The following is a 23,452-nucleotide window of genomic DNA, read 5'->3' on the forward strand; positions in this document are numbered from 1 at the left end:
CGTTTTGGACCCACCTGACCCCATGCCGAACTCAGTAGTGAAACGAAACAGCGCCGATGATAGTGTAGCATTTGCTATGTGAAAGTAGGACATTGCCAGGCTCCAAATAAGAGAAACCCGTTACAGCAATGTGACGGGTTTTTTGCTGTCTGGAGTTTAGTAAATAACCAGGCCCATTGAGCAATTAATACTCACTTTTAAACCTATCATGTAGGTCGGGCGAGCGTAGCGACTCCCGACGCAATGATAATGTCGCATTTGCTATGTGACTCTCTACCGCTGTGGGCACTACGACATTGCCAGGCTCCAAATAAAAGAAAGCCCGACTCGAAAGAGCCGGGCTTTTTTGCGTCTACAGAAAAGTAAAAATTACATTCCAGATATTATTCGCACAGTCTCCATCACCTCCGTAGCGTGGGTTGAGTATCACGAAACCCGCGGATAAGGCTCGCCGCACATCTTTGTATGGTAAATATAGCTTTTCAGCAGTGAGCTTTACGAGTACTTTAGCGTAATTATGCTTGTGCGTAGTTAGATTTATTACCTAGCCAGCGATGAATTAAAGGGTCTATAAGGTCGGGGTTTTGCTTTAGCATTTGTTGTGCAATGGGCCTGACTTGATTTAGCGTGTGTTTATCTCGAGTAAGATCCGCTATTTTAAATTCTGCTAAGCCAGTTTGTTTAGTGCCGAGCACTTCACCTGGCCCACGTATTTCTAAATCTCGCTCTGCGATGACAAAGCCATCGTTACTGTCTCTTAATACACCTAAACGTTTTTGAGCGGTGTGAGAAAGAGGGGCGTGATATAACAGTACGCAATGCGAAGCGGTGGCTCCTCGTCCTACACGCCCACGTAATTGGTGTAATTGTGCTAATCCTAAGCGCTCAGGGTTTTCTATGATAATTAAACTGGCATTGGGTACGTCTACACCTACTTCTATTACTGTTGTTGCAACAAGTACGTGTATATTACCTGCTTTAAAGTCGCTCATTATCGCTTGTTTTTCAGCGGCTTTCATACGGCCATGAACGAGCCCGACATTAAGCTCTGGCAACGCCTCTTTTAATTGTAATGCGCTGTCTTCAGCTGCTTGGCATTGTAGAGCTTCTGATTCGTCAATGAGGGTACATACCCAATAAACCTGCCTGCTTTGTTCATTACAGGCAAGCTTAACACGGTTTATTATATCGTCTCGGCGTGTATCAGGAATGGCAACAGTGGTTATAGGTGTGCGCCCAGGTGGTAACTCATCTATCACTGAGGTTTCTAAATCGGCATAGGCCGTCATAGCCAATGTACGCGGAATGGGGGTTGCGGTCATGACTAACTGATGAGGGTAACAATTACCAAATTTGCCTTTCTCACGCAGTGAGAGGCGTTGATGAACACCAAAGCGATGTTGCTCATCTATGATAATCAATACTAAGTTATTAAACTTTACCTCGTCTTGAAATAGGGCGTGCGTTCCTAATATCATTTGCGCCTCTCCTGAGGCGATTTTTTCAAGTGTATTAGTACGCTCTTTTCCTTTAGTTTTACCGCCTAGCCAGGCAACGTTAATCCCAAGACTTTCAAACCATTGCTTGAAATTTATTCCGTGTTGTTCAGAAAGGATTTCTGTAGGTGCCATTAGGGCAACTTGAAAACCTTGTGCTATTGCTGTTAATGCACTTAATGCTGCAACCAGTGTTTTACCTGAGCCTACATCACCTTGTACTAATCGCATCATGGGGTAGGCATGCTGTAAATCCCCTTTTATTTCGGCTACAACTCTATTTTGTGCATTAGTCGGTGCAAAAGGGAGTTGCGCTAAAAATTGGCTCTCTAATGTATTTGTAGGGCTTAGGGAAACTGCACTTACTTGCTGCCCTTGCTCACGTACTTTTAATAAGCTTAAGTTTTGGGCAAGTAGCTCTTCAAATACTAAGCGTTGTTGTGCCGGATGCACGCCTTGTTCAAGTGAAATAATGTCAACATCATTCGCAGGGCGATGAAGTAGCAATAAAGCGTCACTTAATTGCATATGTGAGGGTTGCCATTTTTCAGGGATAAGCTCTTCAACAGAATACTTATGTAATAAATCGATGGCTTGTTCACTTAACGCTCTAATTGATAATTGTTTTAAGCCTTCGGTGGTTGAATACACGGGGGTTAGTGTTGCGGCGGTTGGTTGCTCATTTGGGGTATCGCTAATGCTGTATTCTGGGTGGCTCATTTCAAAACCAACGCGCCCGCGTCTTACTTCACCAAAGCAGCGGATTATTTTGCCACTGCTAAATGCGTTTTTTTGCGCTGCTGTAAAATTAAAAAACCGTAAAGTAAGCCTACCTGTACCATCGTTTATTTGCACCACTAACATACGCCGTTTACCAAAGGTCACTTGGCTTGTTTCTATTGTTGCCTCAACAGTGCAGTGGCTGTGTAAAGTAACATCGTTAATAGCATAAATACGGGTACGATCTTCATAGCGTAAAGGCAAATGAAAGAGCATATCTTGCACGGTAGCTATACCTAGCTTTTGTAGGCGTTCGGCCATTTTTGGGCCTACCCCTTTAAGTTCTGTTATAGGGTATTGGCTTAAGCTAGGTTTAGACAATGTAGGCTCAAATCTGTTTATTTGTGAATGAGTTAAGTGTACTCACAGGTTTGCTAAGCATCAAGCATGTTTTAAAGCTTGCCAAAACTGCTCGTTAGCGACTATTTCACCTTCTTCATCGAGTGGTGGGTAAGGTAGGTTTTTTAATCTACATTGCTTAGCAATAACAGGGTGATACCCTTCAAAATACATAGGGTGTTTAATCTCTTCACTTAGCATATCGCGCTTATATAGCCCTGCTTTTTCTCGTTGCTGTTGTGCTTCAAATAAAATAAGCGCAGCAGCTACTGATACATTAAGTGACTGCACCATGCCTTGCATAGGAATAATAATGTTTTGATCGGCGTGTTTTAGCGCGTGCTCAGAAATCCCCGTTTTTTCTTGGCCAACGATTATAGCTGTGGGTTTTGTGTAATCGATTTCTCTAAAATCTACAGCATCTTCGCTCAAATGTGTTGCTAATATTTGTACATCTGGGTTGTGCTTGCGCATCATCGCAGCAGCATCATCAATATTTTTATGCAGGTGTGTTTCTAGCCAGTTTTTACTGCCGCCAGAGGTATTATTGGTCAGCCATTTTTGGTTTTCTGGCCATACAGCATGCACATGATGGCAACCTACTGCATCAGCACTTCTTACAATAGCTGAGAGATTATGATGTTTATGTACGTCTTCTAGGCAGACTGTTAGGTCTGTTTGGCGACGTGAGAGCACGTCTTTTATTCGTTGGTAGCGATTTTGCTGCATGGTGATCCTCTTTTTTGATAATTATACGTAATTTTATCTATTAAGGCATTACTGTGCGGCTAATTGGATTTTGCAAAGAGATTAGGGTCTCGGTTGATTGAATAGCCTCTATAGCTTGTATTTTATTAATGAGCACGTCTTGCAGATGGTCGATAGACTTGGCCATTACCTTTATAAAAATGCTGTAGTTACCCGTGGTGTAATAAGCTTCAACTACTTCTTCTAATGCTTCTAGTTTAATCAGTGTTTCTGGGTAGTCGCGAGCGTTGTTTAAGTTAATACCAATAAAGCAACATACATCGTAACCTAGTTGCTTTGTACTAATGCTTAATTGGGTGCCGGTAATGATGCCCGCTTGTTTCATTTTTTCTACGCGTACGTGAATTGTGCCGGCACTTACAGCAAACCGTTTAGCTAATTCTGCGTAGGCTGTACGGGCATTGGCCATTAGAGCGTGAAGTATCTGTTTATCGAGATTATCGATTTGATAATTTTCCATTATTTTTGCTTACTTAAATTAGTGAATCTACATTTTTATATCGTGTAAATTAATCGATTTTACATATTAAAGCTATTTTTATTATGGGTTATTGAATTAAAAGTTTAAATCGTTACAGTAACCTCATTGAAGGCGCCTACAGGGTGTTTTCTCATTAATAAGCAAGTAACAATAACTGGGAATGAGGCCAATTATTATGAGTTCACACTATGTGCAGCAACAGCAGCAAATAAGTAAAGTTAAGCAGTTTTTTTCACAGCAATTAGAGCAGCAACTAGGGTTAGTTGAAGTTCAGGCTCCTATTTTGGCCAAAGTAGGTGATGGCACACAAGATAACCTGAGCGGCCACGAGAATGCAGTTGCTGTTAACGTAAAAGCAATTACCGATAGCAGCTATGAAGTTGTTCATTCGCTTGCTAAATGGAAACGTAAAACGCTAGCGACTTACGGCTTTTCTGTAGGTGAAGGTATTTATACACAAATGAAAGCGTTGCGCCCAGATGAAGACTCATTAAGCCCAATACATTCTGTTTATGTTGATCAATGGGATTGGGAAAAGGTAATTTGCCAACGTACTGAACGTACGCTCTCTACATTACAAGACACTGTTAAAGCTATTTATACTGGTATTAAGCAAACAGAGCAGTTTGTAAGTGAAAGCTTTGGTATAGCCCCATTCTTACCTAGTGAAATCACGTTTATACACAGTGAGCAATTACGCAAAATGTACCCTGAATTTAGCGCAAAGCAACGCGAAAAAGCCATTGCACAAGAGTACGGTGCGGTGTTTTTAATTGGTATTGGGGGGGCATTAGGTGATGGCAAAATCCATGATGTACGCGCTCCAGATTACGACGATTGGTCTACCCAAACGATTGACGGATACACAGGATTAAATGGCGATATTTTAGTGTGGAACCCTGTGTTAGAAGGTGCCTTTGAAATATCATCTATGGGTATTCGTGTAAGCCCTGATGTATTAAAAGCGCAATTGAGCATAACAGGCGATGAAGAACGCCTAGCATTCGATTGGCATAAAGCATTACTAGAAGAGGCTTTCCCACAAACAATTGGTGGCGGGATAGGGCAATCGCGCTTAGCAATGTTATTACTGCAAAAGCAGCATATTGGACAAGTCCAAGTCGGTGTATGGCCAAAGCAAACGCACGATACGGTAAGTGGCTTACTGTAAATTATAAAGGGCGCTAAATGCGCCCTAATGTGTTTTAAAGTTTATTTCTACTTTATTGTTTTGTAGGTTTATATTGCAAGGTGGGTAGTTGCGGGTAGTTTTTAATACTTTATCAAAAATATGGATCTCTACCCCTGAGTGTAATGATGTATTAACGACGAGATTTGCATCGCTTAGTAGGTCGTGGAGTTCATGATCTAGGCTAGATAACTTTTTCTCTAGCTGCTCTGCTTGTTGGCAATAATGCTGCTGTGTTGCGCCAATTTTTTTAATGAGCAGATTCTTTTTTTCTATATCTTTTACTTTATCTGCTTTTTCTAGTGCTGCTTGAAGGGTATCAAGCTGCTCATCGGTTTTTGCTAAATCTTTAAAGCAGTTATCTGTGTCGGCCGTTATTTCAGCGCCGGATGCGGCTAAATTGATAGCCATTTTTGCGCCTGATTCATTGCCTATTTCGCCAGCAATTAACACGGTTGCATCAAGAATCTCTCCACCAAAAATTTTCCCTTTGGGTAACTCTGTTTGGCCAACTTGTAATAAGTGTTTTGCTTTAATCGCACAATGGCTAGCTTGGCGGTCTATAAAAATGTTTTTGCCTTGCATATAACAGTATTGTGCGTGAGATACATGAACATCACCTTCACTTTTAATAGAGCAAGACAAAGTTTTATCTTCGAGCTTTTGATGGCCAATAATGCCTTGCTTTACAGTGATGTTTCCGCCGGCTGATAATTCGCCAGATTCGACCGTGCCAAAAACAGTAATGTCGCCTTTTGCCGTGACTCGCATTCCTGGGTCAATGTTTTTAGTCACAATAACACTGCCTTCAAAATCAATATGGCCGCTTTTAACATCTACATCAGAGATGGTAAAAATATCATCAACTCGCATACCGTTAGGTATTTCTACGGGGACTCCCGCTGTTGTAGAAACAAGCTCGAGCGGATTTGTTTTTGATATTTCGGCGCCTTCGCCTGCCACTAACTTTTTATTTTCGCCGGGTTTAGCCGGTAGTATGTCACCTACTACAGTGAATCCTTCTTTACCGGGAGTTGCAGGTTGTTGGCGGATCAGTACAGTGCCGGGCTCTACGCTTGCCAGTTTACCAAAGTCGCGCATATCAACACTGCCATCTTCCTTCATTTTTGGTGCTTTTAGGCGATCTTTGAGGGTTTCTACCATAGCTACAAATTTTGTTGCTGTGCCTTCTGCTGGTAGGCGGCCTTTGGCTAGAATCCCTTTTGCCACTGTACCTGGGGGTAAGTTAAATTGTTTATCTAAAAGCTGCTCTAAAAAAGCTTGTTTGTAACCACGTACAACCCCTGCTTTTATGAGTTGTTTTTTGCCCTCTTCTAACGAAAGTACTTTACCACCATAAGCTAAGGTTAGCTCACCTATGGCTTGCATTTTATCTTCACTTAACGTTACCACAAGCGATGCATCGTGCTTACTTGCTACAACCAAGGTTGGCTCATTATTTTGCGCTTTAAAAAAATTATCAATAGCCTCGTGGTCAATTTTGCATTCGCAAAACGTCGACTTCTCGAGTGCATCAATTATAAAAGCGGCGCTAGGTGGAGCGTGCTTACTTACATCAAGTAATACGTTCCCATTATTGGCAAGCTTAAACACTAGTTAATCCTTTTCTACTACTAAAGTTAAGATTGATTTTATTGCATGATTACAGAGTGCTAGATATTTACATGTGAGTCAAGAAAGGGAGATAAACAAAGGCTAGCAATAAAAAATAGAGCTATAAAGGGGGTTTATAGCTCTGTATTTATTAATTAGTTGAAGGAAGTTCCATTATGCCGTCAATTTCAACTTGTGCGCCTTTTGGTAGAGCACGTACACCTAATGCTGCACGGGCAGGATAAGGCTGCTTGAAATATTGGCTCATTACTTCATTCACAGTGGCAAAGTTTGATAAGTCTGTTAGGTAGATATTAATTTTAACAAGATCTTGGATTTTACCGCCTGCTTCTTCGCACACCGCTGTAATGTTTTTAAATACTTGATGTGTCTGCTCGCTAAAGTCTTCTGAAACCATTTCCATTGTTTCTGGGACAAGTGGAATTTGTCCAGATAAATAAACGGCAGTACCTACTTTAACCGCTTGGCTATAAGTGCCGATGGCAGCAGGTGCTTTTTCGGTAGAAATAAATGCTTTATTCATGAGTTTCCTATTTTACTTTTTACGATAGACTCTTTGCACATCAGGCATCACGCGAATGCGGCGCATAATATTAGCAACATGGACGCGGTTTTTAACGGTAACGCCCAAGTCTATCACATATAAATTACTTTCTTTTTCGTCGGTAGTGATCTCAACAATGTTGGCTTGGGTTGTAGCAACAACATTTGTGAGTTTAGCCAAAGCCCCTTGGTGATTAATTATTTCCACCCGTAGCGCAGCTATATATTCTTTTTCTGGATTGTCATCCCATTTTACAACCAAGTATTTTGAGCGTTCGTTTTCCCAGCCGCGAATGTTTTTACATTCTTGGCGGTGAACGGTAAGCCCTTTACCTTGGCTAATATGTGCAGTGATGGCATCCCCTGGTACAGGTCGGCAACACTTAGAATAATTAACCAACATGCCTTCGGTACCAATAATGGTTGCTTTGGCTTGTTTGCTAATATCTGACAAGTCGTCGCTTTCTTCTTGCAATAAGCGTTTAGCGATTAACACGCTCATTAAGTTACCTGCGCCTATTTCTACTAGTAATTCTAATACTGTAGATAGCTCGTGCTCTTCGAGTACGCGGGCTATATTTTCATCGGCAATGCTGTCGAGCTTATTTTCACCTAAGGCAGAATCGAGTAAGCGTCGGCCTAATAACAATGCTTCTTCTTGGTGTTGGCTCTTAAGATAGTTTCTTATCCCTAAACGGGCTTTACCTGTAACTATAAAGTTTAACCAGGTTGCATTAGGGTGTGCACCCGAGCTGGTAATAATTTCAACACTTTGCCCAGTATCTAAGGCTTTGCTTAGTGGGTAAGGTTTACGGTTTACCCTTGCACCAACACAAGTGTTACCCACATCAGTATGCACCGCGTAAGCAAAATCAACCGCGGTAGCGCCCATTGGCAACTCTACTATGCGGCCATCGGGGGTAAATACGTATATTTCTTCTGGGAACAGCTCGGTTTTAACGTTCTCGACAAATTCGAATGATGAGCCGGCACTTTGCTGAAGCTCCAGCAAACTTTGCATCCATTGACGCGCACGCTGTTGAGCTGTGTTACCCGCGCCATCACCGGCTTTTTTATACATCCAGTGCGCAGCAACCCCTTTATCGGCCATGTGATCCATGTCATGCGTACGCACTTGTATTTCTACCGGAATACCGTGTGGGCCTACTAATGACGTATGCAAAGACTGATAACCATTTGTTTTAGGCACGGCAATATAGTCTTTAAAACGCGTTTCGATAGGTTTATATAGGTTATGTGCAACACCTAACACGCGATAACAGGTATCCATTGCATCTACGTTTATTCTAAAGGCGTAAATATCCATTACCTCATTAAAAAGCAGCTCTTTATTAAGCATTTTTTTATAAATGCTATAAAGGTGTTTTTCGCGCCCAGAAACCGTCGCCTTAATACCAGACTCTTCAAGACGTGCTTCTATTTCGGTTTGAATGTTAGAAATAACTTCTTTGCGATTACCTCGCGCTTTTGCCACTTCAGATTTAAGTGCGCGATGACGCATAGGGTATAAAGCCTGAAAACCTAAATCTTCTAGCTCATTTTTAATATCGTGAATACCTAAACGGTTTGCAATAGGTGCGTAAATTTCAAGTGTTTCACGGGCAATACGACGGCGCTTATCAGGGCGCAGAGCGCCTAATGTACGCATATTGTGAGTGCGATCGGCCAGTTTAATTAAAATAACCCGAATGTCTTGGGTCATAGCCATGATCATTTTTCGGTAGTTTTCAGCTTGGAATTCTTTTTTGTCTTTAAAGCTGAGCTTATCGAGCTTACTTACCCCTTCAACAAGTTCGGCAACCGTATCGCCAAATATTTCGGCTAAGTCCTGTTGGCTAAAGTCAGTATCTTCAATAACGTCATGCATTAGCGCGGCCATAAGTGTTTCATGGTCAAGGTGCATGCCAGCAAGAATTTGGGTTACTTCAACAGGGTGAGTAATGTACGGCTCGCCGCTTGAGCGAGTTTGCCCCTCGTGAGCCTCTCGGGCTACCACGTAGGCTTTTTGCACTAGCTCTACTTCAGCAGCAGGCAAGTATTCAGATATTTTCTTTTTAAGACCTTCAAAAAGATACATTCACACTCCAATGTTCTCGTGAAGCAATAAGTAACGGTAAGTAATAGAATATACGATGAAAAGAGGGGATTGCCAACGGCTAGAGTAGAAATACTGAGCCGTTGACTAAATCAAACCGGGTGGTTGATTATTGATTACCGCCAACAATAGCAGCAACCGCAGCTAATTCAGCTGCTTCTTGGTGTTGTTGTTCTTCACGGTCAATAACGTCCATTGATGAACTATCAACTAAACCTTTTTCGATTTCACGTAGAGCGATAACGGTTGGTTTGTCATTTTCAGCGTCTACTAGTGGGTCTTTACCACCAACAGCAATTTGGCGGGCACGACGAGCCGCAACTAAAATTAAGTCAAAACGATTACCAATTGCATCTACTGCATCTTCAACTGTTACGCGAGCCATCTCAGCACTCCAAAATAATTTAAAAGCAAAGGCGTAGTTTACTGCAAGCAGCTTGTTTCGCCAATAGCCAGTGGTTAATTTTTACCAGTTTTCCCTGTAAAGGGCATAAATGGCTTATTTAAGTAAGTTTGTAATTAAATCGTGATGACGGCTAGCTTGGGCTTTTAAGGTTAAGCGCTGCGCTAATACGATAGTTTCAATATTGCTAAGGGCGGTTTCAAAATCATCGTTAACCACAACATAATCATATTCATTGTAGTGCGATGTTTCTGATTGCGCTTTGGCCATACGCCCAGCGATGACCTCGGCAGAATCTTGGCCTCGGTTATTTAAGCGCTGCTCAAGCTCTGCTTTTGAAGGAGGCAAAATAAAAATTGTTTGCACGCTTGGCATAATTTCACGCACTTGCTGCGCACCTTGCCAGTCAATATCTAAAAATACATCAATACCGGCATTCAGCTGCGACTCAATAGCCTGCTTTGAAGTACCGTAGTAATTATCGAATACTTGCGCCCATTCAAAAAAATCATCTTTGGCAATTAATGCTTTAAATTCATCGGCGCTTACAAAGTGATAATGCACCGCATTTTCTTCACCAGGACGAGGGCTTCGAGTGGTATGCGAGACCGATACTTTCATATCTGCGTGTTTTTTTAGTAACGCCGTGATTAAGCTAGATTTACCCGCACCAGAAGGCGCCGATAAAATAAATAAATTTCCGCGAGTTTGAGCCATGTTTTTCTCTACTTAAAATAAACAGGCTTGGACTAAATCAATAATCCAAGCCTTTAATGACACTATTGTACTTTATTTAACTAATTGTGCTCAAGTAAGTAGCACACAAGTACGATTACTCAATATTTTGTATCTGAATATTGAGTAGTTATTTAAATTTCATTTTTATCAATGGCTTAGTTATAATTAAAGGTGTTTGTGTTGTATTTGGTAACCGATATAGTAACCACTTGGAGTCGGTTTCTGATAAATAGAGTTTATTTTACTAAAGAGGAAATAAGCTTAAATCAGTACCGAATAACATACATAAAAATTGATAAACTGTTTAGTTTTTGTATTATACACCCAAACATAATCAAATAATCAAGGAAGAGTGTTTTATGAAACCTATGCACGCATACCCTCATCCCGAGAGACCTCAAAATCCTTCACCCTTAGAAATGGCTATTTATAACTATGAGTTAAAAGCTAAAGAGTTCCATAACAAGCGAATAGCTCAAAAAGGGAAGGCGAGTGAAGATCTTAAAAATAAGATGGCTCGTGATTTTAATCATTTGCAAAAAGAGAAAGAGAGAATTACAGCTCACGCTCGCTTACAAACAGATTTAAAAGAATACCGAGAGCTAAGTGCAAGCTCTACAGTCACGCAATTAAAACAAGAAAAGCATCATCCAACACAAAAGCTTGCCCGTCACTTGGCTGCAATAGGGGAGCCTAAACCAACTAAGCTGCACGAAGCTCACCATATTATTTGTGGCACTGGGCAATACCAATCAGCGAATATGTTACAAACAAGGCTTAACCTTCACCTGCATGGAGTTGGTATTAACGATCCCATTAACGGTGTATGGTTAATTAACTTTGAAAAAAATACAGACCAGAACTGGGATAGCCCAGCCTCGCCGCCTCATCGAAAGCTACACAGATATAATTATGAGACATGGATTAATACTAACTTTGGTAATGCGGCTACGCCTAAAGCTTTATTTTTGAATAGGCTGAAAACGGTTAAAGTTAAAATAAAAACGGGGACTGTACCCGCAGGTTTACTTGCACCAAAAGACGAAAACTGGAAGGCTTTATAGTGACTGTATATCAAATTAAAAACGAAGCTTGCACATACGACGTAATTGACTTTAATATTGTTGAACTATCAAAAATACTTTCAAAGCACAGTGACCTTGAACCAGATACTGTACTAAGGATGTTTATGTCATCCTCGCTAAATAATATCGAATTTAGTCACCTATGGCCCGAGGGGTTAAACTTTGATTATTTTGGTAAAGCTAAAAAGCAAAACTATGACATATCGCGCTTAGGTAAATTTTTAATAATGAAGATGCCAGTATATGAGTTATTAAAAGAGCGCTTAGCAAATTTTGGAGAATTTCTGCCAGTCAAAGCTGAAGGCAACAATATGATGTTGTTTAATTTGCTTACCTTCGGACAAGAGCAAAAAGACATGTGTTTGACTAAGTACGAAGATGGGTTTGAAGACGGTTTAGAGTTACTTACCTTTGAGCAAGGTGATATACAAAATAAGTTATTATTTAAGTCTAAGCTGGAAGGCGCTCAAAAAGTTTATTGTACTGATGAGTTTAAAAATATTATCCAAAGTAACAACCTCAAAGGTTTAGTATTTGACGAAGACTTATTAGACCCGTTTGTTTAGTATCGCTCAACTCAAAGGCTAATTTATTGAGTAGCTAATGAGTCGTTAATTGTGAATACGATATTTTTAGACTCTTCACAAAGCAAAACCCCTCCCGCTACCCGTAAGCTCAGCGCTCTGCGAGGGGTTAATTATTTATCAAGCACAGTAAAGCTGCTTACATAACCTTTGCCCCATAATCTTAATTTGTATATTATCTCAACTAATAAGAACAATGGATTAGCTGTTTAGTTACTAACTAATACGGCTGGCAGGGAATAGTATGTCGTTACGCGATCACCAATCTTTCATTACTCCACTTTTAGAATGATATACTTGCAAGCCAAATACTATACCAATAAAACAATGGGTAGATCAGACATACAAGCCTTTGCGGGTGCGCTTGATATACACCGCGCTAAAAAGGGCGTATTCATCACCACCAGCGGCTTTAGTAAAGATGCACTGGAATATGTAGGCTTAATAGAAAAGCGTATAGTGCTGGTAGATGGTAAACAACTTACAGAGCTAATGCTTACTCATAACTTAGGCGTTAGCACTAAACAGGTATTTGAAGTAAAAGCGCTTGATAGCATGGAAGATTAAATGAAAAAAGAAGCAATGAAAGTGCTCGATAAAGCGAATAACATACTAAGGGAGTCTCCGCTCTCAAAGCTTGAGCGATATAAATTAATAATTTCATTAATTACATACCACCATATTTCCTACCATCAGGAAATAATGGGGAAAAGAGTTTTAAATCACCGTTACCCTTACTACTTACCAGAACACTGCCACTTTAACAACTTAGTAAACTCAGATAGATACAGCTTAAAAGAGCAGCTAATTAGTAATCTTGTAGAAATTGAGGCTGAGAATGACTTTCTAAACGATATATTTCCTATCTCTTTATTTCAGCATTTAGATAGCTATTACCTAGTTGAGTTAATAATGTCTATTCATTATTCATATGACAGACTAATAAGTGATTGTGGTACACAAATAGGTACCTTTTTACAAGAATGGCTCAGTCCTAGAGTGGGTAACTTTGGTTCTGATTTGCCAGTACAAGTAGCCGAATTAATGCTGTTGCTTTTGGGGTTAAAGCAAAATGAGGATATATATGATCCCTCACTTAGTGTTGGCCGGATGTTAATTAGTCCAAAAAGCTTTGATGGTACTTTGAGTGAGTATCAAGGTTTTATTTACGGCGAGACAAAGCAGCTAGATGAGTTTTGGTTTGCTAGAGTCCTCATGATTTTAAGTGATAACTTTAGTGTTGATATAAGGCTAGGTGACGCATTACTAAAGCCGCAGTTTAAAGAATCAAACTCATACGATCTTAAAACGTTTAATAAGGTGATTTCCTTTCCTCCAATTAATCAGAAATTTTTTAATTATGAAGAGTGGGGTTACTTAGGAGGGAAAAGAACTGCTTTTGGAATGCCCCCTAAAAGTAACGCTAACTATGCTTGGTTGTTACATCAATTGGCTACATTGGCCCCTGAAGGTAAATTAGTTACGCTTGTTTCATCTCAGATGCTGGTGACTAATCGAGCAGAATTACATATAAGAAGTGCTCTTATATCAGAAGACTTAATCGAAGCTGTAATTTCCTTACCATCAAAAATATTGCAATCAAGTTCAGTTGACCTTTGTATTTTAATAATCAACAAAAATAAAAGTGAGAAGCTAAAAACATTATTTATTGATGCCAAGTACGACTATCTCCAGTCGAGAAGGGCTAATGAGTTAACACGTGAACACATCAACAATATCATTCAAACTTACAATGAATTTCAAGATATAGGGACTTACTCTAAGGTTGTTAGTTTAGCTGATATAAAAGCTAAGAATTACTCTTTGGCTGTTAAAGAGTATGTTGATAACTCACCGAATAAAAAAATAATTGATAGATTACAGCAGAATCATAAAACGTTTAAAGAGTATTCATTTGATAGCTCTTTAGAGTTAGATAAACGAGCCGTTCTGTCTATGCGGAGGGTGAAAGCTAGATCTGAGGCAAAAGCTAATTCTGTATTTGTTTCTTCAATGCAAAGTCGTAATCGTGTCCTAACAAGCTTAGAGGAACTAACATCCCAACAGCAAGAGCATTATATTGAAGTTCAATTTAATGAGAATATTGTGCTTTGCCGTTATGCTAAGTTGTACTTAGATTCAGAATTAGGCAGGTTATCACTGGAGCACATTTCTTCAGGTACTTTTGCTAGGCTGTCTATTAAAGATTTACATAAACTAAAGATTTATGTGCCGGAAAAATCAGAGCAACTAAAAGTACTTGAGTTAGCGAACAAATTAGAAGCAGCAGAATCCACTCTAACTCGTTACAAGAGTGATCTAATCACTAATCCATCCTCAGCTCCTGAAATAGCAAATCAAACAAATAGAATTATTTTTGATTTATCTGAAATTAGCGATATTGAGCGTGTTAAAATTCTAGTAAAGATTAATGAAACTAAAGAAATTGAGTTTAAACAGTTTTTCTTTCTCAAAGAGCAAGATGTTTACAACACTTCTGGAAAAGTTGTACGTAGCGAAGAAGAGCAAACTAAGGTAATTAAAAATATAGCTTCATTTCTTAATACTGATGGTGGCACATTATTGTTAGGTGTGAGTGACATTGGCAAGTTGGTTGGAATAGATAGAGAAATGTCAGCTTTAAATTTGCAGAAAATTGAAAAATACCTAAAAGATTTAGAAAACAAAGTGACAAATTTGCTCGGTGATTCAATTAGCAAATTGGTTCGCCTATCTTCAGTTATCATAGATGATAAAAATATTGTTATCGTAGATTGTATTGCTTCTCCTGAGCCTGTTTTCATGAAAGGTGAGAATAATAAGTATCAGGATTTTTATATTAGACGCTCATCAGAATCAGAAGCTTTATATGGTTATGAGCTACTAAAATATATAGGGATGCATTTTAAAAACAAGTAATTAAATCGGTTTATATAAGCCTTTTATTAAAGATAAAGAGTAGTAATTAATGGTTCAACAACACCAACAAGAATTAAAAAAGCAGCTTTGGAATATTGCTAACAGCTTACGTGGCAACATGTCTGCTGACGACTTTCGCGATTACATACTAGGGCTTATTTTTTATAAATATCTTTCAGACAAGCTCAACACTTATGCCGATCAGTTACTAAGTGAAGACGCTATTGTATTTGCTAAAATTGACGAAACAACAGCTGAGGGTCAAGAGTACTTAGAGGCAGTAAAAGAAGAGGCGCTTGATAAGTTAGGTTACTTTTTTAAGCCAGCAGAGCTTTTTCATGTACTTGCTGAGCGTGGTACTAACGATAAGTTTATTTTAGACGATGTAACCGACGTGCTTAACAACATTGAACAAAGCACTATGGGCGCAGACAGCGCCGACGATTTTAACGGCTTGTTTGACGAGCTAGACCTAACCTCTAACAAGTTAGGTAAAACACCCGATGCGCGTAACAAGTTAATAGCCAAAGTATTAGAGCACCTTGATAACATCGACTTTCACCTAGAAAGTAGTGAAATAGATATACTGGGCGACGCTTACGAATACCTTATTGGCATGTTTGCCAGTGGGGCGGGTAAAAAAGCAGGTGAGTTTTATACGCCGCAAATGGTGTCAAAGTTACTGGCAAAATTAGTCACCTTAAATAACCCGCATATAAAATCGGTTTACGACCCTACCTGTGGCTCGGGCTCATTGTTGTTACGAGTTGCTAAAGAGGCTAATAACCCCGATTTAAAATTTTACGGCCAAGAGCAAAACCCAAGTACGTATAACCTAGCGCGTATGAACATGATTATGCACGACGTGCATTACACTAAGTTTGATATTCAAAACGACGACACGCTAGAAGTACCCGCACACCTTGAGCAACGCTTTAGTGCCGTAGTCGCTAACCCTCCTTTTTCGGCTGATTGGTCTGCCAACCCGCTACATATGAATAACGAGCGCTTTGCCGACTACGGTAAGCTAGCACCTAAAAGTAAGGCTGACTTTGCTTTTGTGCAACACATGATCCACCAGCTTGACGACAACGGCACAATGGCGGTGGTGTTACCGCATGGCGTGTTGTTTCGTGGTGCTGCCGAAGGGCATATACGCAAACACCTTATTAAAGAAAAAAACTACCTTGATATGGTAATAGGCTTACCTGCTAATATCTTTTTTGGCACGTCTATTCCTACCTGTGTATTGGTGTTAAATAAATACCGTAACGCTAATGATAATGTATTGTTTATAGATGCCAGTAATCACTTTGAAAAAGGCACTAACAACAACGTAATGCGTGAAGAAGATTTACAACGTATTTTAGATGCCGTAAGCAAACGCGAATTCATTGATAAATATGCATTCGCAGCCACACAAGCCGATTTAGCTGAAAACGATTACAACCTTAATATTCCGCGTTACGTAGACACCTTTGAAGATGAAGAACTCGTTGATTTGAGTGAGGTTGCGCAGCAGTTGTTAGCAAATGATAAAGCGATGCTTGAAACAGATAAAAAGATTGCTGGTTTTTGTGAAGAGTTAGGAGTTAGGGCGCCTTTTGGAGTTTCAAAATGCTGAATATTGTAGATAAACCTTCTTTACACTTTAACTCTTCAGTTAATTATACCCACGCTTATTTAGGGGCTTTGGCAGACATATCGACAGGAGGAAAAGATACAAAAGACGCTGTAGATAGTGGAAAGTACCCTTTTTATGTACGTTCGGATAGCGTTAAAAGTATCAACTCTTTTTCTAAAAATACTGAAGCTATTTTAACTTCTGGTGATGGTGTGGGAGTTGGTAAAAATTATCACTACGTTAATGGAAGGTTTGATTATCACCAAAGAGTTTATTGTTTAGATAACTTCAAAGGTGTTTTCGGTAAGTACTTATATTTTTTATTCTGTAAGAACTTTTATAAAAGAGTTATCAGGCTAAGTGCAAAAAACTCTGTAGATTCGGTTCGAAGAGATATGCTCACAGAAATGGATGTCTTTATTCCTGACTCAATTGATGAACAGCAAAAAATAGCCAACTTTCTTACTTCTGTAGATAATAAAATCAGCCAGTTAACTGAAAAGCAGCGTTTAATAAAAGACTATAAAAAAGGCGTAATGCAACAAATTTTCAGCCAACAAATTCGTTTTAAAGACGATGATGGAAACGCTTTTCCTGATTGGGAAGTAAAAACTATCGGTGATGTTATGACCGAAAGTAGAATTAAGGGTAGCTCTGGTGATATTGCTAAAAAGCTAACGGTTAAAATTAGGGGGAAGGGTGTAACTCCTAAAAAAGATGACAGTAAAGGTAGTGAGAACACTCAGTACTACAAAAGACAGGCGGGTCAATTTATTTATGGAAAATTAGACTTTTTAAACTGTGCTTTTGCAATAATCCCTGATGAGTTAGACGGCTATGAAAGTACGCTAGATTTACCTAGTTTAGATGTAAGCTCTGCGGTTAATAAGTTTTTTGTACTTGAAGTAGTGAAGCAGAAGCGGTTCTATAAACGTTTTGGGGAAGTAGCCGATGGTAGCCGTAAGGCTAAGCGTATTAATGTTGGAGTATTTCAAGAGATGCCAATTAATTTACCGTCTAAGGCTGAGCAGGACAAAATAATGACATTTTTACAATCGCTCGATAAAAAAATAAATGCTGTTAACGAACAAATTGAACAAACCAAGTTATTTAAAAAAGGCTTACTGCAGCAAATGTTTGTGTGAGAAATAATGACTAATAAAATTAACGACAACCCAATAGCGAACATTATTGATATTCAAACTTTGCAAGAAAGCGTAGAGGTTGAGTGCAAGCTTGCTGGTGGCCGCGACGGCCATGGCACAGTGCCTAATGATATGTGGGAAACCTATAGCGCGTTTGCCAATACCCGTGGTGGCTTAATTTTATTGGGCATTAAAGAAAAAAAGGGCAGGTTTACAGTTGAGGGTATAACAAACCCAGCGCCGCTAATTAAGAATATTTGGGATACGGCCAATAACCCCAATAAAGTGAGTGTTAATTTACTCAGCGAAAGCGACGTGCGCATTGAAACGCTTGAAGGCAAATCGGTGATTGCGATTACTGTACCTCGCGCCCCGCGTGAAAACCGCCCTGTATTTATAAATGCAAACCCGCTTAATGGCACTTATCAGCGCCGTTACGAGGCCGATCAGAAGTGCTTGCCACCGGCAGTAAATAAAATGCTGGCAGAGCAAGAAGAAGTACGCGATAACCGTGTTTTAGAGCATTTTACTCTTGATGACATAGACCCCGAAAGCCTACGTATCTATAGGCAAATGTTTGTTGATGCCAAACCACAACATCTTTTTTTAGAATTAAGCGACCAAGAATTTTTGCGCTCAATACGTGGCTGGCAACAAGACCGCGCAACAGGCAAAGCGGGTTTAACTCTTGCTGGCTTAGTGATGTTTGGTAATTGGGATGCTATTCAAGATGCGTTGCCTAGTTTTGCACTCGATTATCAAGAAAAAGACGACAGTACACACCGCTGGATAGATCGTATTTATACTGATGGTTCTTGGTCGGGCAATGCTTTTGATTTTTATCGTAAGGTGTATCGTAAACTTACGGCAGATTTAAAAGTAGGGTTTAGCTTAACCGACGATGGTCAACGGCAAGATACCACACCCGCGCATGAGGCCATTCGTGAAGCGCTTGTTAATACACTCGCACATGCAGAGTTTAATACCGAAAGTAATATTTTAATTGAAAAGCACCCTGACTTTATCGGCTTTAGAAACGCAGGTTTAATGCGTATACCTGTGCATGAGGCTAAAGCGGGGGGGAACAGCCAGTGCCGAAACCCTGCTATTCATCAAATGTTTTTAAATATTGGTTTAAGCGAAAAAGCAGGGTCGGGCATTCCTAAAATATATAGTAATTGTAAAGCGCAAAACTGGCAGCCCCCACATATGTATGAAAAGGATGAGCTGAATCAAACCTTTTTAGAGTTGCGTATGGTTAATATTGTATCGCCTGAGCTTGATAAACGCCTTACAGATACCTTTGGTATTGGTTATAAAAAGCTGAGCGAGCTTAAACGGACTATTTTGATTACCGCCATTACTGAGTCATGGTTTAACCACGAGCGTATTTGCTCGTTGACCTCAGAGCATACAAGAGAAGTGACACTTGCGTTAAGTCAGTTAGTTAATGCAGGGTACTTAGAGTCGGCAGGCCAGCACAGAGGTAAGATATATCACTTAAAAGGGATACAAATTCCTACGCCTGATAATGATGCAGGCAAGAGTATTACTTTCGTAGCTTCCCCGAAGTTAGATCAGCTCTCACTGTTTGAAGGTCCGGAGTTAAATTACGAAGGTCCGGACCTAGATAGTGAAGGTCCGGAGTTAAGCAATGAAGGTCCGGACCTAGCTTTAAATACTCCGGACCAAGACAATACAGAAGTAGAGACACCTGAAGCTAATGAGTTATGGAGTTCACTATGGGTTATAGGTGAGCAAGTACGATCTGCCTCAAGTAGAAAGCAGAAGTCTGAAGTAGAGCAAGCAATAATAGCCCTATGTAAAGAAGCACAGCCGCACTGTTTAAGGTTGGGTGATATAGCACAGCTATTAGGAATGAAGCCCGACACGCTAAGACGTAACTACTTAAGTAAAATGGTTAAAGAGCAGGTATTGTTTTTGGCATATCCAACAATACCGAATCACCCAGAACAGGGTTATAAGTTACACAAAGATTAGCAATAGAGCTGTGGATGTATTGCACAGGGCCAGCGCAAAGGAATTGTAGGTATAAATGAATTATCAAAGTGAACAACAATTAGAAGATAACTTAATTGCACAGCTTAGAGAGCAAGGCTTTGCACGCGTTATTTTAAAGGATAACGCCGCACTTGAGGTCAATCTTAAGCAGCAGCTTGAAAAAGTGAATGGCTGCACGTTAAGCGATACTGAGTTCACGCAAATATTGGGTAAGCTTGGTAAAGGTAATATATTTGCAAAAGCCAAAACACTGCGCGATCAGCTTGATGTAACACTTGATAACGGCGATAGCAGGCATTTAACACTATTGTTTGATGAACCACAGCTAAATAGCTTTCAAGTAGCGCAACAAATTACAGTAAAGGGCACATACACTAACCGATACGATGTAACGCTATTGGTTAATGGCTTGCCGCTGGTACAAATAGAGCTAAAGCGCCGTGGTATTGAACTAAAAGAAGCGTTTAACCAGATTAAGCGTTATCAAAAGCATTCGTTTCATGCCAACCATGGTTTGTTTAACTATGTGCAGTTGTTTGTTATGTCGAATGGGGTTAATAGCCAGTACTTTTCTAACAATAGTGAAATGTCGGCTAAGCAAACCTTTGACTGGACTGATAATGAAAATAATAAAATAAGCCAGTTACATGACTTTGCCGAAACGTTTTTAACGCCTTTGCATTTAACGCATATGCTTACTAAGTACATAGTGCTTAATGAAACAGGTAAGTATTTAATGGTGCTTAGGCCATACCAGTTTTATGCAGTAGAGGCGATTGTAGAGCAAGTTAAAACCACAACCGATAACGGCTATATTTGGCATACTACAGGCTCGGGTAAAACATTAACCTCGTTTAAAGCGGCGCAAATTATGACCTCGCTGAGTGAGGTTGATAAAGTAGTATTTGTGGTAGACCGTAAAGACCTAGATTACCAAACAGCGCTTGAGTTTAATGCGTTTGTAAAAGGCTCCGTAGACAGCACAGATAACACCAGTATGTTATTCCACCAGCTGTTAGATAAGCCAATGAAAGGCAAAAAGGTCAACCAAAGCCGTAATACTAAGCTGGTGGTAACTACACTACAAAAGCTTAATAACGTGGTGACTAAACAGCGTTATTTAAAAGAAATGCAAAGCCTGCAAGATAAGCGCATTGTGTTTATATTTGACGAGTGCCACCGCAGCCAATTTGGCGATACGCATAAAAATATTACTGAATTTTTTAATAACGCGCAGTTGTTTGGTTTTACGGGTACGCCTATATTTGCCGACAACGCCGTTGCTAAAAACTCAGTTAAACGCACCACAAAAGATTTGTTTGGTGAATGCTTACACCCATATGTAATTGTGGATGCAATACGCGACTCTAACGTGCTTAAGTTTGCTATTGAGTACGTTGGGCGCTATCAATACAAAGATGGCTCTAACAACAATCTAGATATTGAAGTTGAAGACATCGACACTAAAGAACTTTTAACCTCGCCTGCGCGCTTAGATAAAATAACCGACTACATTATTGCCCAGCATAACCGCAAAACACATAGCCGTGAATATAACGCCATGTTTTGTGTATCAAGCGTTGCTGAGCTTATTCAATACTATGAGTTGTTTGCGAGCAAAAAAGCACAGGGCAAACACAACCTTAAAATTGCCACCATATTTAGCTATGAGGCCAATGAAGAGGAAGAGTACGAATTAGGTAATGATGATGCGCAAATTAAAGAAGTATCAGCCAAATATTTAAACGAAGGGCAAGCCGTTAAGCTGCATAGCCGCGATAAGTTAGACTCATTTATTAACGACTACAACGCAATGTTTGGCACAAGCTACTCCACCAAAGATAGTAAGTTATTTGAAGACTACTACAAAAATATATCTAAGCGCGTTAAAGCCAAAGAGATTGATATATTGCTGGTGGTAAATATGTTTTTAACAGGCTTTGATGCTCCTAAACTCAATACTTTATACGTTGATAAAAACCTTAAGTACCATGGCTTAGTACAAGCGTTCTCGCGCACTAACCGTTTATTGGGCGAGACTAAATCGCATGGTAACGTAGTGTGCTTCAGAAACCTTAAAAAAGCTGCTGACACGGCTTTTACGCTGTTTTCGAACAAGCAGCCTAAAGAATACATAGAAACACCTTCATATAATGAGCTACTTACTGATTTTAACAGCGCCTATGAAGCGCTAATGGCAATTACGCCTACTGTTGACTCAGTTGATGCATTACCTGACGAAGAGGCTCAAGCGTTGTTTGTGAGGCAGTTTCGCGAGCTTATGCGCTTAAAGAACATGTTAAGCAACTTTGCTGATTTTGATATGGACTCTACCTCGATGGGCGAGCAAGAGTTTCAGGATTATACGAGTAAGTATGCCGACCTTGGCAGGCAACTACGTGAGAACTCAAGCAAAGAGAAAGTATCGGTTTTAGATGACGTTGATTTTGAACTAGAGCTACTACACAGCGATATAGTAAACGTAACCTATATTTTGCAACTATTACGTGAGTTACATGGTGAGGAAAGCACCGACGAAAAAGCCCGTAAACGTCAAGTAATAGCAAACTTAATAGCCACAGACCCAACCTTATTAAGTAAAAAAGCATTAATAGATAAGTTTATGGACGAGCACTTACAGGGTATTCCCGCCAGTGCTGACGTTGATGAAGAGTTTGAGCTTTATTGGGAAAAAGAAAAGCGCCTAGAACTTGAGAAGTTTGCCCAAGAGCAAAAGCTAAACCAAGAACGCTTAGAAAAGTTAGTAACCCGTTATGAGCTAAGTGACGAAATGCCACTAAGGGATGACTTCGCTGACGTACTCGAAACCAAACCCAGCTTACTACAACGCAAAAAAGTACTGCCCATTATTACCGATAAATTTAAACGCTTTGTAGATACGTTTATGACAGGGTTTTAAAAGGCTGTAGTAGTATTTTGCTTAAGCCGTCAACGGTTGACGGTGCGTGTTTTTTAATTTTTAGGGTGGAAATTGATGAGAACTTTTTGCTTATCACTTGTTGGTCTATTGTTGTTTTGTCTCTTTCTAACAATAAATATATACAAAGGATATTTTTTAGAGCAGGGCCTTAGCCCTAGTATAATGAACAAAATTAGCTTCTTTAGCATGCTCTGCTTAATCGCTAGTTATATTTTTTCTTTTGCATTGGCTGTTATGTCAAAAAGACGATTAGATGAAAAAGCTTTCCTACTTATGTTTATAGCAATATGGTTTGGGGTTATGTTACCTAAGCACTTATTACCAAACTTGAATATTGTTGAAAATTCAATGGCATACTTCTATGTTGATATTGTTAAAGATTTAGCATTATTATCTTGCGCAGGAGCTGCAGGTAGTTTGTTTGCTACGTTTGCTGAATCTCATACAGCAGTAAAAAAAATAGGTCATCACCATGATGAGTGTAAGTTCTCAGGCTCACTACAAGAAGTTAAAGCAGTATCAGCGAAGGTCAGTAAACTGACTAAAGTTCTATATATTTCAATAAGTGTGCAAGCATTGTTAGTTGTTATTATTTTATTTTTGACGCTATCTTAGCAACCTTTTCACATTTATATTTTCAGCTA

At 39.7% G+C, this 23,452-nt stretch carries 18 protein-coding genes and 1 rRNA gene; 11 read left to right on the forward strand and 8 right to left on the reverse strand.

Annotated elements, in window-relative coordinates; translation table 11 throughout:
• A 5S ribosomal RNA gene (gene rrf, locus PSH48_RS19905) occupies positions 1-101 on the forward strand; the annotation flags it as partial.
• A gap of 414 nt (positions 102-515) precedes the next feature.
• On the opposite strand, the gene recG is transcribed toward rrf, so the two are convergent.
• The 3 genes from recG to asnC are packed head-to-tail and all read right to left on the reverse strand — an operon-like array spanning position 516 to position 3,843.
• Complete coding sequence (recG, locus tag PSH48_RS19910) at positions 516-2,597, reverse strand: ATP-dependent DNA helicase RecG (protein ID WP_273612218.1); 2,082 nt, start codon at positions 2,595-2,597, stop codon at positions 516-518.
• 60 nt (positions 2,598-2,657) lie between these two features.
• Positions 2,658-3,344 (reverse strand): tRNA (guanosine(18)-2'-O)-methyltransferase TrmH, encoded by a 687-nt coding sequence (trmH, locus tag PSH48_RS19915; RefSeq protein WP_004588259.1) that lies wholly within the window; start codon positions 3,342-3,344, stop codon positions 2,658-2,660.
• 40 nt (positions 3,345-3,384) lie between these two features.
• A complete protein-coding gene (gene asnC / locus PSH48_RS19920) occupies positions 3,385-3,843 on the reverse strand; it encodes a transcriptional regulator AsnC (RefSeq protein ID WP_004588258.1) in 459 nt (152 codons plus the stop codon).
• 196 nt (positions 3,844-4,039) lie between these two features.
• Between asnC and asnA the strand changes: the two genes are divergently transcribed.
• A complete protein-coding gene (gene asnA, locus PSH48_RS19925; protein WP_273612219.1) occupies positions 4,040-5,035 on the forward strand; it encodes an aspartate--ammonia ligase in 996 nt (331 codons plus the stop codon).
• 24 nt (positions 5,036-5,059) lie between these two features.
• Here the strand turns inward: asnA and PSH48_RS19930 are convergent, their stop codons facing one another.
• The 5 genes from PSH48_RS19930 to gmk form a co-directional block, all read right to left on the reverse strand.
• Positions 5,060-6,667 carry a DUF342 domain-containing protein gene (locus PSH48_RS19930; protein WP_054983951.1) on the reverse strand — a complete coding sequence of 536 codons (1,608 nt, stop codon included), beginning with the start codon at positions 6,665-6,667 and terminating at the stop codon, positions 5,060-5,062.
• Between the two features lie 151 nt (positions 6,668-6,818).
• The gene (locus PSH48_RS19935; RefSeq protein WP_004588255.1) at positions 6,819-7,211 is read right to left on the reverse strand and encodes a RidA family protein; all 393 of its coding nucleotides are present in this window, start codon (positions 7,209-7,211) and stop codon (positions 6,819-6,821) included.
• Between the two features lie 12 nt (positions 7,212-7,223).
• Complete coding sequence (gene spoT, locus PSH48_RS19940; RefSeq protein ID WP_004588254.1) at positions 7,224-9,329, reverse strand: bifunctional GTP diphosphokinase/guanosine-3',5'-bis pyrophosphate 3'-pyrophosphohydrolase; 2,106 nt, start codon at positions 9,327-9,329, stop codon at positions 7,224-7,226.
• Positions 9,330-9,456: 127 nt separating this feature from the next.
• Positions 9,457-9,732: a DNA-directed RNA polymerase subunit omega gene (gene rpoZ, locus PSH48_RS19945; protein WP_004588253.1), complete on the reverse strand. Its 276-nt coding sequence runs from the start codon at positions 9,730-9,732 to the stop codon at positions 9,457-9,459.
• 114 nt (positions 9,733-9,846) lie between these two features.
• Complete coding sequence (gmk, locus tag PSH48_RS19950; protein WP_064384893.1) at positions 9,847-10,467, reverse strand: guanylate kinase; 621 nt, start codon at positions 10,465-10,467, stop codon at positions 9,847-9,849.
• A 380-nt stretch (positions 10,468-10,847) separates the two neighbouring features.
• Between gmk and PSH48_RS19955 the strand changes: the two genes are divergently transcribed.
• From PSH48_RS19955 to PSH48_RS19995, 9 genes are all read left to right on the forward strand, one after another.
• Positions 10,848-11,552, forward strand: a complete 705-nt coding sequence (locus PSH48_RS19955) for an AHH domain-containing protein (RefSeq protein WP_273612220.1) — start codon at positions 10,848-10,850, stop codon at positions 11,550-11,552.
• The gene (locus PSH48_RS19960) at positions 11,552-12,139 is read left to right on the forward strand and encodes a hypothetical protein (protein ID WP_273612221.1); all 588 of its coding nucleotides are present in this window, start codon (positions 11,552-11,554) and stop codon (positions 12,137-12,139) included. Before PSH48_RS19955 ends, PSH48_RS19960 begins: the two co-directional genes overlap by 1 nt.
• 306 nt (positions 12,140-12,445) lie before the next feature.
• Positions 12,446-12,724, forward strand: coding sequence for a restriction endonuclease (locus PSH48_RS19965; RefSeq protein ID WP_273612222.1), 279 nt, complete (start codon positions 12,446-12,448; stop codon positions 12,722-12,724).
• The gene (locus tag PSH48_RS19970) at positions 12,725-15,076 is read left to right on the forward strand and encodes an N-6 DNA methylase (RefSeq protein WP_273612223.1); all 2,352 of its coding nucleotides are present in this window, start codon (positions 12,725-12,727) and stop codon (positions 15,074-15,076) included.
• 49 nt (positions 15,077-15,125) lie between these two features.
• A complete protein-coding gene (locus PSH48_RS19975; RefSeq protein ID WP_273612224.1) occupies positions 15,126-16,700 on the forward strand; it encodes a type I restriction-modification system subunit M in 1,575 nt (524 codons plus the stop codon).
• On the forward strand, positions 16,694-17,845 hold the full coding sequence (locus PSH48_RS19980; RefSeq protein ID WP_273612225.1) for a restriction endonuclease subunit S: 1,152 nt from the start codon (positions 16,694-16,696) through the stop codon (positions 17,843-17,845). Before PSH48_RS19975 ends, PSH48_RS19980 begins: the two co-directional genes overlap by 7 nt.
• Positions 17,846-17,851: 6 nt before the next feature.
• A complete protein-coding gene (locus PSH48_RS19985) occupies positions 17,852-19,846 on the forward strand; it encodes an RNA-binding domain-containing protein (protein ID WP_273612226.1) in 1,995 nt (664 codons plus the stop codon).
• A gap of 55 nt (positions 19,847-19,901) precedes the next feature.
• Positions 19,902-22,787 (forward strand): type I restriction endonuclease subunit R, encoded by a 2,886-nt coding sequence (locus tag PSH48_RS19990; RefSeq protein WP_273612227.1) that lies wholly within the window; start codon positions 19,902-19,904, stop codon positions 22,785-22,787.
• Between the two features lie 183 nt (positions 22,788-22,970).
• Positions 22,971-23,423, forward strand: a complete 453-nt coding sequence (locus PSH48_RS19995; protein WP_273612228.1) for a hypothetical protein — start codon at positions 22,971-22,973, stop codon at positions 23,421-23,423.
• Positions 23,424-23,452 lie beyond the last annotated feature (29 nt).

The organism is Pseudoalteromonas sp. Angola-4 (genome assembly GCF_028599265.1).
Classification (GTDB): Bacteria; Pseudomonadota; Gammaproteobacteria; order Enterobacterales; family Alteromonadaceae; genus Pseudoalteromonas; species Pseudoalteromonas atlantica.